This window comes from Mesorhizobium sp. M2A.F.Ca.ET.067.02.1.1 (assembly GCF_004023285.1).
GTDB lineage: Bacteria > Pseudomonadota > Alphaproteobacteria > Rhizobiales > Rhizobiaceae > Mesorhizobium.
Genome location: NZ_RZSB01000198.1, coordinates 1 through 8,668 on the forward strand (window position 1 = coordinate 1; position 8,668 = coordinate 8,668).

The 8,668-nt window shown below is 65.0% G+C and carries 9 protein-coding genes; 4 read left to right on the forward strand and 5 right to left on the reverse strand.

Features of this window, described 5'->3' with window-relative positions; genetic code table 11:
* The 3 genes from EOA28_RS15615 to EOA28_RS15625 all read right to left on the reverse strand — a co-directional run.
* Positions 1–1,239, reverse strand: a 1,239-nt coding sequence (locus tag EOA28_RS15615) for a chromosome segregation SMC family protein (protein WP_148670727.1), incomplete at its 3' end; no start/stop codon positions are given.
* A gap of 63 nt (positions 1,240–1,302) precedes the next feature.
* A complete protein-coding gene (locus EOA28_RS15620) occupies positions 1,303–2,049 on the reverse strand; it encodes a DsbA family protein (RefSeq protein WP_042641803.1) in 747 nt (248 codons plus the stop codon).
* Between the two features lie 153 nt (positions 2,050–2,202).
* A complete protein-coding gene (locus EOA28_RS15625) occupies positions 2,203–2,712 on the reverse strand; it encodes a DUF721 domain-containing protein (protein WP_127252543.1) in 510 nt (169 codons plus the stop codon).
* A 32-nt stretch (positions 2,713–2,744) separates the two neighbouring features.
* Here EOA28_RS15625 and mutY point away from each other — a divergent pair, with 32 nt between their 5' ends.
* Together mutY and EOA28_RS15635 are read left to right on the forward strand one after the other, a co-directional pair.
* Positions 2,745–3,884 (forward strand): A/G-specific adenine glycosylase, encoded by a 1,140-nt coding sequence (mutY, locus tag EOA28_RS15630; protein WP_127252544.1) that lies wholly within the window; start codon positions 2,745–2,747, stop codon positions 3,882–3,884.
* Complete coding sequence (locus EOA28_RS15635; protein WP_127252545.1) at positions 3,881–4,492, forward strand: HAD family phosphatase; 612 nt, start codon at positions 3,881–3,883, stop codon at positions 4,490–4,492. The genes mutY and EOA28_RS15635 overlap by 4 nt, the downstream gene beginning before the upstream one ends.
* Positions 4,493–4,547: 55 nt before the next feature.
* On the opposite strand, the gene EOA28_RS15640 is transcribed toward EOA28_RS15635, so the two are convergent.
* Positions 4,548–5,681, reverse strand: a complete 1,134-nt coding sequence (locus EOA28_RS15640) for a site-specific DNA-methyltransferase (protein ID WP_127252546.1) — start codon at positions 5,679–5,681, stop codon at positions 4,548–4,550.
* Positions 5,682–5,854: 173 nt separating this feature from the next.
* Here EOA28_RS15640 and EOA28_RS15645 point away from each other — a divergent pair, with 173 nt between their 5' ends.
* The gene (locus EOA28_RS15645; protein ID WP_127306614.1) at positions 5,855–6,544 is read left to right on the forward strand and encodes an HAD family phosphatase; all 690 of its coding nucleotides are present in this window, start codon (positions 5,855–5,857) and stop codon (positions 6,542–6,544) included.
* Positions 6,545–6,567: 23 nt separating this feature from the next.
* Here EOA28_RS15645 and EOA28_RS15650 read toward each other — a convergent pair whose 3' ends face one another.
* Positions 6,568–7,314 (reverse strand): hypothetical protein, encoded by a 747-nt coding sequence (locus tag EOA28_RS15650; protein WP_127252548.1) that lies wholly within the window; start codon positions 7,312–7,314, stop codon positions 6,568–6,570.
* A 128-nt stretch (positions 7,315–7,442) separates the two neighbouring features.
* Here EOA28_RS15650 and thrC point away from each other — a divergent pair.
* Positions 7,443–8,668 (forward strand): threonine synthase (gene thrC / locus EOA28_RS15655; RefSeq protein WP_128315028.1); only part of this gene is annotated, 1,226 nt, incomplete at its 3' end.

The following is an 8,668-nucleotide window of genomic DNA, read 5'->3' on the forward strand; positions in this document are numbered from 1 at the left end:
GTCGCGGCGTTCGGCTGTTTCGCGCAACGAGCGCTCGATCTGGTGGCGCGAGGCCGCCGCCTCGGCGCGCTCGGCCGTCAGCGCGGCAAGTCTTGCCTCGCTTTGCGACAGCGTAGCACCTGCCTGTTCGAAAGCGGCGCGCGTGGTCGCCTCGCGCTCGGCGGCGCCTGCATTTTCCGAATTGAGCTCGGCTTCCTCGGTGCGCAGGCGCTCGAGGATGTCGGCATTGTCGCGCACCATCCGCTCCTCGCGGGCGATGTCGGCGTCGAGCTGCTGCAGCCGGCGTTCGAGCTCGCTCTGGCGCGCGCGGATGCGACCGGCCTCCTCCTCGATCTGCGTCTTGGCGATCGACAGGCGCTGGAAGGCGGCGGCCGCGGCGGCTTCAGCGTCGCGCAGGTCCGGCAGCCGGTGCGCGGCGATGCCCTGCTCCCTGGCGGCGGCCATCTGGGCGGCGGCGCGGTCGCCGACCAGCGTGGTGGCGACGGCAAGCGCGGAGCGCGCCTCGCCTTCCTGGGTCTTTGCCAATGTCCAGCGCAGATGCAACAGCGTCGCTTCTGCCTTGCGGATATCGGCCGACAGGTTCTTGAAGCGCGAGGCCTGGCGCGCCTGGCGCTTCAGGCTTTCGATCTGGCCTTCCAGCTCGCCGACGACGTCGTCCAGCCGTTCCAGATTCTGCTCGGCGGCCTTCAGCCGAAGCTCGGCTTCATGTCGGCGCGTGTGCAGGCCGGAAATGCCGGCCGCTTCTTCGAGCAGCGCGCGGCGCGCCTGCGGCTTTGCCTGGATCAGCTCGCCGATACGGCCCTGGCCGACCATGGAGGGCGAGCGGGCGCCGGTCGACTGGTCGGCAAAGAGCAGCTGCACGTCCTTGGCGCGGGCTTCCTTGCCGTTGATGCGGTAGAGCGAGCCGGCCTCGCGCTCGATGCGGCGCGAGACCTGCAATTCGTCGGCATCGTTGAAGGCGGCGGGCGCCGTGCGGTCGGTGTTGTCGAGGAAAAGCGTGACTTCGGCGGTGTTGCGCGCCGGGCGCGCGCCGGAGCCGGAGAAGATCACGTCGTCCATGCCGGACGCGCGCATGTTCTTGTAGGAGCTTTCGCCCATCACCCAGCGCAAGGCCTCGACGAGGTTCGACTTGCCGCAGCCGTTCGGCCCGACAATGCCGGTCAACCCGCGTTCGATGACGAACTCGCCAGGCTCGACGAAGGATTTGAAACCGAGAAGGCGAAGGCGCGAAAATTTCATTCGCGCCGCCCTACACTACAGATGCGCGCGCCAAAACCTGACCGCTTCGGCGCGGCCTGGATGTCAGAGCAGAGGGTCGATGATGGCCGACATTTCCTCAATCGACATCGCCCCTTTGTAGGTCTTTCCGTTGATGAAGAAAGTCGGCGTCGAGTCGACCTTGAACTCGTCCGCTCCGCGTTTCTGGACTGCTCTCACATCGTCCAGAAGTTTCTGGTCCGTCAAGCAGGACTCAAAGGACTCCTGTGTAAAACCGGCGAGCTTGGAGATCTGCAGCAGCGCTTCCTTGGTGTTGTTAACGCCGACCCAGCTCGGCTGCTGCTTGAACAGCACGTCGACCATGGCGAAGTAATTGTCCTTGGAGCAGCGTGCCAGCATGAAGCCGGCCTCGGCGCTCGGGTCGAACGGGAATTCGCGCAGGATGTAACGCGCCTTGCCGGTATCGATATATTTGGTCTTCAGCTCGGGGAAGGTGGTCATGGCGAAATGCGCGCAATGCGGGCAGGTCATCGAGGCGTATTCGACGATGGTGACCTTGGCGTCGTCCTTGCCGAGCTGCTTTTCGGGCAGCGCGCCGGGCTTGAGCAGTTCCGCCATGTCGACCGTGCCCTGTGCCTCCGGCACCTGGGCGGCCGCCGGAGTGGCGGCGGGCTTGGCAGGCGTCGACGGGTCGGCGGGCTTCACGTCGGCGGCCTTGGCCTCCTCGCCGGAGTCGCTGCATGCGGCAAGCAGCGCCACCGCAGGAACAGCGGCCAGCGCTGTCAGAAGGTTTCTGCGGGACAAGCTATTGCCAAACGGGGCACGGTTCATGCGAATCACCTGATATCGGTTGGATTTTGCAATGCAAGGGCTAGAAAAGGCGAGAGTTGGCGCGAATTAAGGCATCGCGATCCCCAATCCAATCGCGAAACTTGATCACGAGCATCACGAATGCGCGAGATGGTGACGCATTCATGACGCTTCTTACGACCCTTTGGGCTTCCTTTCACCCAAAATTGTGGCGCCGAGCCGCTCAAGCGAAGCGCGCAGGCCGTCATCCTCGATCTTGCCGACCAGATGCGAAAGTTTTGCCTTCTCGGCCTCGGTCAAGGGTCGCGGCGCGGGCTTCGGCCGCGCCTTTTGCGAAAGCACCGGTCTCTGCAGGATCTTGACGCGGCCGATGGCGTTGAAGCCCAGGAAGGCGTTGACGCGGTTGATGATCTCGCCGGCCTCGTGCTGCAGATGCAAAGCCGCCATGCCTTCGCAGGCGATGATCAGCGTCGCTGGCTCGAATGGGTCGTCCTCATGCAGCCGGCGCGGCCACTGGATTTTTTCCGGGCGCGAATGAGTGGCCAGGCGCGGCCCGGCGATTTCCTCCCAGGACTGCACCAGCCCGATCGAGATGCCGGCGCGCTTCTTCAGCACCGGGTCGAGGATCTCGGTGGCGAGATCGCTCACCGGAACGGGATTGCCGAAGGCCCTTTTCCCTGCCATGTGCGTTCTCCAGTTCCCAGTTCATCCGATCAATGGCACCGCTCGACCAGACCCGCAAGGCATCACAGAAAGCCGCGTCCGAAGACATGGGCATCGCGTCCCGCCTGCTTGCCTGGTACGACGCGCATCACCGCGACCTGCCCTGGCGCGTCACGCCGGTTGCGTTTGCGCGCGGCGTGAGGGCCGATCCTTATCGCGTGTGGATGTCCGAGGTGATGCTGCAGCAGACCACGGTCGAGGCGGTAAAGGCCTATTTCCGCAATTTCGTCGAGAAATGGCCGACGGTCGAGGCGCTGGCGGCGGCCCCCGCCGAAGACGTGATGAAAGCCTGGGCCGGGCTCGGCTACTATTCCAGGGCGCGCAATTTGAAGGCCTGCGCCGACCTCGTCGCGCTGCGCGGCGGCCGCTTTCCCGACACCGAGGCCGGCCTGCGCGAATTGCCGGGGATCGGCGCCTATACGGCGGCGGCGATCGCGGCGATCGCCTTCGACCGGCCGGCGGCAGTCGTCGACGGCAATGTCGAGCGGGTGATGACCCGGCTCAATTCGATCGAAGCCCCGCTCAGCGAAGCGAAACCCGAAATCCGCGAACTGGTCGAAAAGCTGGTGCCGCAGGCCAGGCCCGGCGATTTCGCCCAGGCGATGATGGATCTCGGCGCGACGACCTGCACGCCGAAGCGGCCGCGCTGCATGCTCTGCCCGGTCCGCGAGGATTGCAGCGCCATTCTCACCGGCGATCCCGAGCGTTTCCCGGTCCGCCTGCCGAAGGACGACAAGCCGCTGCGCAGGGGTGCTGCCTTCGTCGCCGAGCGCGCCGACGGCGCCATCCTGATGCGCAAACGGCCGGAGAAGGGCCTGCTCGGCGGCATGACCGAGGTGCCGACCACGGACTGGACGGCGCGGATCGACGGCGCCACGACAGCCGACGCCGCGCCCTTTCCAGGCGACTGGCGGCGCGCCGGGCAGATCGGCCATGTCTTCACGCATTTCGCGCTCGAGCTCGAAATCTTCCACGCCCGCGTCAACGGCGCCGCACCGTCCGGACATTTCTGGTCGCTGGCCCACGAGATTTCCGGGGAGGCGCTGCCGACTGTCATGAAAAAGGCAATCGAAGCGGCCATACCGGGCGCGACGAAAAAACCGTCGTCGCACAGTGCAAAGAGGCCCGTATGACTGAAATCCGCCATATCGTGTTCGACATCGGCAAGGTGCTGGTCCACTACGATCCCGACATCCCGTTCAGCCGCCTGATCCCCGATGCCGGGGAGCGGAAATGGTTTTTCGATAATGTCTGCACCAGCGCATGGAATCTCGAGCAGGATCGCGGCCGGACCTGGGAAGAAGCCGAGGCGCTGCTGATCGCCGAGCATCCCGGCCATGCCGAGAACATCCGCAATTTCCGCCGCTACTGGCACGAGATGGCGCCGCACGCCTATGAAGACAGCGTCGCGCTTCTGGAGGACCTGATCGATGACGGCCACGACGTGACGCTGCTCACCAACTGGGCGTCGGACACGTTCCGCGAGGCGCGCGCCCGTTTCCCGTTCTTGGAGAAACCGCGCGGCGTCACCGTCTCCGGGGATATTGGCCTGATCAAGCCCGACCGCGCCATCTACGACCATCACGTCGTGTCGTTCGGACTCGATCCGTCGGCCTCGCTATTCATCGACGACAGCCAGAAGAATGTCGACGGCGCCAAGGCCGCCGGCTGGCAGGCGCTGCTGTTCACCAACGCCCCGACGCTTAAAGCGGATCTTGAACGGCTCGGGATTGTGGCCTGAACTGAATCGCTTGCGGCGATCCGTTGAAGCGTCGTTTCAAGAGCGGACCGGCGGCTCAGGCCCCTGCCCGCTCCATACCGAGCCGGGCGATGCGGCGCAGCTCGTCGATCGGGGTCAGGCCGCCGCTTCGCTCATAGTGCCAGAAGGTCCAGCCGTTGCAGGCGTCCAGCCCCTGCACCTCGGCGCCGACTTTGTGGATCGAGCCGGCGCTGTCGCCGATCGCCAGCGTGCCGTCGGCGCGCACTTTCGCCGCCCAGCGCTTCTTGGCGTCGTAGAGCGTGGCGCCGGGCGCGACAAGGCCGTTGTCGATCAGGCTGATGAAGGCGACGCGCGGTTCGGCGCGCTTGCCCGAAAGCACTGTCAAATCGGCGTTTTCCAGCGGGCGCACCGCGGCGATGCGCTCATTGGCGGCGTCGATATAGGCCTGCTCGCGCTCGATACCGACGAAATGGCGGCCGAGGCGCTTGGCGACGGCGCCGGTAGTGCCGGAGCCGAAGAAGGGATCGAGCACGACGTCGCCCGGCTTGGTCGAGGCCATCATGATGCGGGCAAGCAGCGCTTCCGGCTTCTGTGTCGGATGCAGCTTGTTGCCGTTCTCGTCCTTCAGGCGCTCGCCGCCGGTGCAGATCGGAAACAGCCAGTCGGAACGCATCTGCAGATCGTCGTTCGACGCCTTCAGCGCTTCGTAATTGAAGGTGTAGCCCTTGGCCTTCTGGTCGCGCGAGGCCCAGATCATCGTCTCATGCGCGTTCTGGAAGCGGCGGCCGCGGAAATTCGGCATCGGATTGGTCTTGCGCCAGACGATGTCGTTGAGGATCCAGAAGCCGAGATCCTGCATGCGGGCGCCGACGCGAAAAATGTTGTGGTAGGAGCCTATGACCCAGATGGTGCCGCTGGGCTTCAGCACGCGGCGCGCCGCGAGCAGCCAGGCGCGGGTGAAGGCGTCATAGGCTTCAAAACTCTCGAACTGGTCCCAGTCGTCGTCGACGGCGTCGACCTTGGACTGGTCGGGCCGGTGCAGGTCGCCGTCGAGCTGCAGATTGTAGGGCGGGTCGGCAAAGATGATGTCGACCGTCTTTTCCGGCAGCCGGTCGAGGGCGGCGACACAATCGCCCTTGAGGATCGTGTCCAGCCATTCGGACCTAACAGGGGCGAGGGAAAGCTCGTCGAGAAGACGCACGGCAGACATCAAAACACCCAAACAAACGCGTTACGGTTTACTGGCTGTTATGGTTACCGATCAGCGTAAACATTCGGTGAAGGCCCGACGCCTGACCCTCGGCGGTTTGCGCAGGCCGGCCCGTTGGTGTATGCCGCGCCGCTTAAGCCAGTCAGGCTCCTCCCCCAACGACCCGGATTGCCATGCCCCAGCCAGATCTTGTCATTTTCGATTGCGACGGCGTGCTCGTCGATTCCGAAATCATCGCCGCGCGCGTCGAGGCCGAGCTTCTGACATCGGCCGGATTCGAGATCTCGGCGGAGGAAATTTCCGAGACCTATGCCGGGCTGACCTTCAAGGACATCATGCTGCGGCTCGAGGAGAAGTCGCACATTCCGTTCCAGGCCTCGCTGATCGACCGCGCCGAGGAATTGGTCGACCGCAAGCTGCGCAGCGACGTGCGCATCATCGACGGCGCCCGGGAGGCGGTCGCCGCCGTCACCGCACCGCGTGCCGTCTGTTCCAATTCGCGCACCGAGCGGGTCGAGTTCATGCTGGAGAAGGTGCGACTGCTGCCGTTCTTCGCCGGCCGCATCTTTTCGGGGCTGGACATTCCCAGCAAGAAGACCAAGCCGGCGCCGGACGTGTTCCTCTACGCCGCCGAAAAGCTTGGCGCCAACCCGAAGAACACTTTCGTCATCGAGGATTCCGTGCACGGCATCGCCGGCGCCCGGGCGGCCGGGATGCGCGTGATCGGCTTCACCGGCGCCGGGCACAGCTATCCGGGCCACGCCGACGCGCTGACCGAGGCCGGCGCCGAAACGGTCATCCGGCGCTGGGCGGAGCTCAACAGCACGATTGCGGCGCTCTCGGAGTGGTCGGAAGACGCCTAAATCCGTTCCGATCCCAGCCCTGCTCAGTTCGTCGCCGGAGCGCGTTTCTTCCGCTTGCCTTTCGACTTGTCCGCTGGGGCGGCCGGCGTGTTCTCGTCAAAGCCCGCATAGGCCTGGTAATCCTTTGCGGAAGGCTCCGGCACCACGACATTGGTATCGGTGAAGACGAACTGGGTTGCGGCCGAAGGATCGGTGACCTGCACCTGGTACTGATGGAGCTGCGAATAAAGCACCTCGTCGCCACGCTGGACGGCGATGCGGACCGGCATCGTGACGGTTCCGGGCGCGAACATCGGACCCGGCACGACCTTGCCCGCGACCGCGATCTTCATAGACAACTGGCCGTTGGCATGGGTGCAATCGCGCGTCATGTCCGAGATCGAGGCCTGGTAGATGATCTTGGACGGATCGTGAGCGGGATCGACCGGCTGGCCGTTGGGGCCGGTCTGGGCTGCGGCGGCCGCCGCCTCGGCTTCAGCGTCGGCCGCGGCGTCAACCTTCTTTTTCTTCGGCTTCGCCGCCGTGCCCTTGGCATAGGTGTTGAAGAAGGCTGTCCCGTCGCGCAGCGTCACTTTCGGGCAATAGGCCTGCAACTGGCTGGCGAGTATCTTGGGGTCCTGCGGCGGTATCGGAGCTGTCGGATCGGGTTTCTTGCCGATGCCGAGGTTCAATATGCCATTGTCGCTCGATTGGCAGCCGGCGGCGGCAAGCATAAAGCCGGTGAGCGCCAGACCCGCGACAAAGCGACGGTTGACCGAAAAAAACGCCATGAAACTGCACTTCCCTCTCACAAAGCCGGTGACGTATAGCAACGGCGCGGCAAAAATGCGACTGAGCCGGCTCGGAAAATTAACCAATTGCCGTGGATGACGCGAGCGGCAGCAATGGGCCTTTTACAATGCAATATGTGAGTACCCGCGGCGATGCGCCCGCGCTTGGATTTTCAGACGCGGTGCTGGCCGGGCTGGCGCGCGACGGCGGGCTTTACCTGCCGGGCGAATGGCCGCGGTTTTCGCCCGCCGACATCCGCGCCATGCGCGGGCTTACCTATCCGGACCTTGCCATCCGCGTGCTGACGCCCTTCCTCGGCGGCGAGATCCCGGCGCCCGTCTTCGAGCGGCTGGTGCGCGAGGCCTATGCCACTTTCCGGCATCAGGCCGTGTGCCCGCTGGTGCAGACCGGCAAGAACACCTTCATCCTCGAGCTGTTCCACGGCCCGACGCTGGCCTTCAAGGACGTGGCGATGCAGTTGCTGGCGCGGCTGATGGATCACGTGCTTGCCGACCGCGGCCAGCGCGCCACCATCGTCGGCGCGACTTCGGGGGACACCGGGGGTGCCGCGATCGACGCCTTCGCCGGCCGCGACCGCACCGACATCTTCATCCTTTTCCCGCATGGCAAGGTTTCGCCGGTGCAGCAGCGGCAGATGACGACGTCAAGCGCTGCCAACGTCCACGCGCTGTCGGTCGAAGGCAATTTCGACGACTGCCAGGGCCTGGTGAAGGACATGTTCAACGACCACGCTTTCCGCGACAGGGTGTCGCTATCGGGCGTCAATTCGATCAACTGGGCCCGCATCATGGCTCAGATCGTCTATTATTTCTCGTCCGCTCTGTCGCTCGGCGCGCCAGACCGGCCGGTTTCCTTCACCGTCCCGACCGGCAATTTCGGTGATATTTTCGCGGGTTACGCCGCCAAGCGCATGGGCCTGCCGATCGAGCGGCTGATCATCGCCACCAACGACAACGACATCCTGGCGCGCACGCTGGCGAGCGGCGAATACCGGACCAGGGGCGTGTTCGCCACGACCTCGCCGTCGATGGACATCCAGGTGTCGTCGAATTTCGAGCGCCTGCTGTTCGAGGCGGCTGGCCGCGACGCCGAAACGGTGCGCCGCTACATGAACGGGCTGAAGCAGTCCGGCGCCTTCACCATCGAGGAAGGCGAACTTGAGCGCATCCGCGCCGAGTTCGACGCCGGTCGCGCCACGGTGGACGAGGTCGCGGCCACCATCCGCGCGACGCTCGAGAAAAGCGACTACCTGCTCGATCCGCACACGGCCGCCGCCGTTCATGTCGCCGCGTCCCACGCTTCCGGTCCGGTGCCCATGGTGGTGCTCGGCAC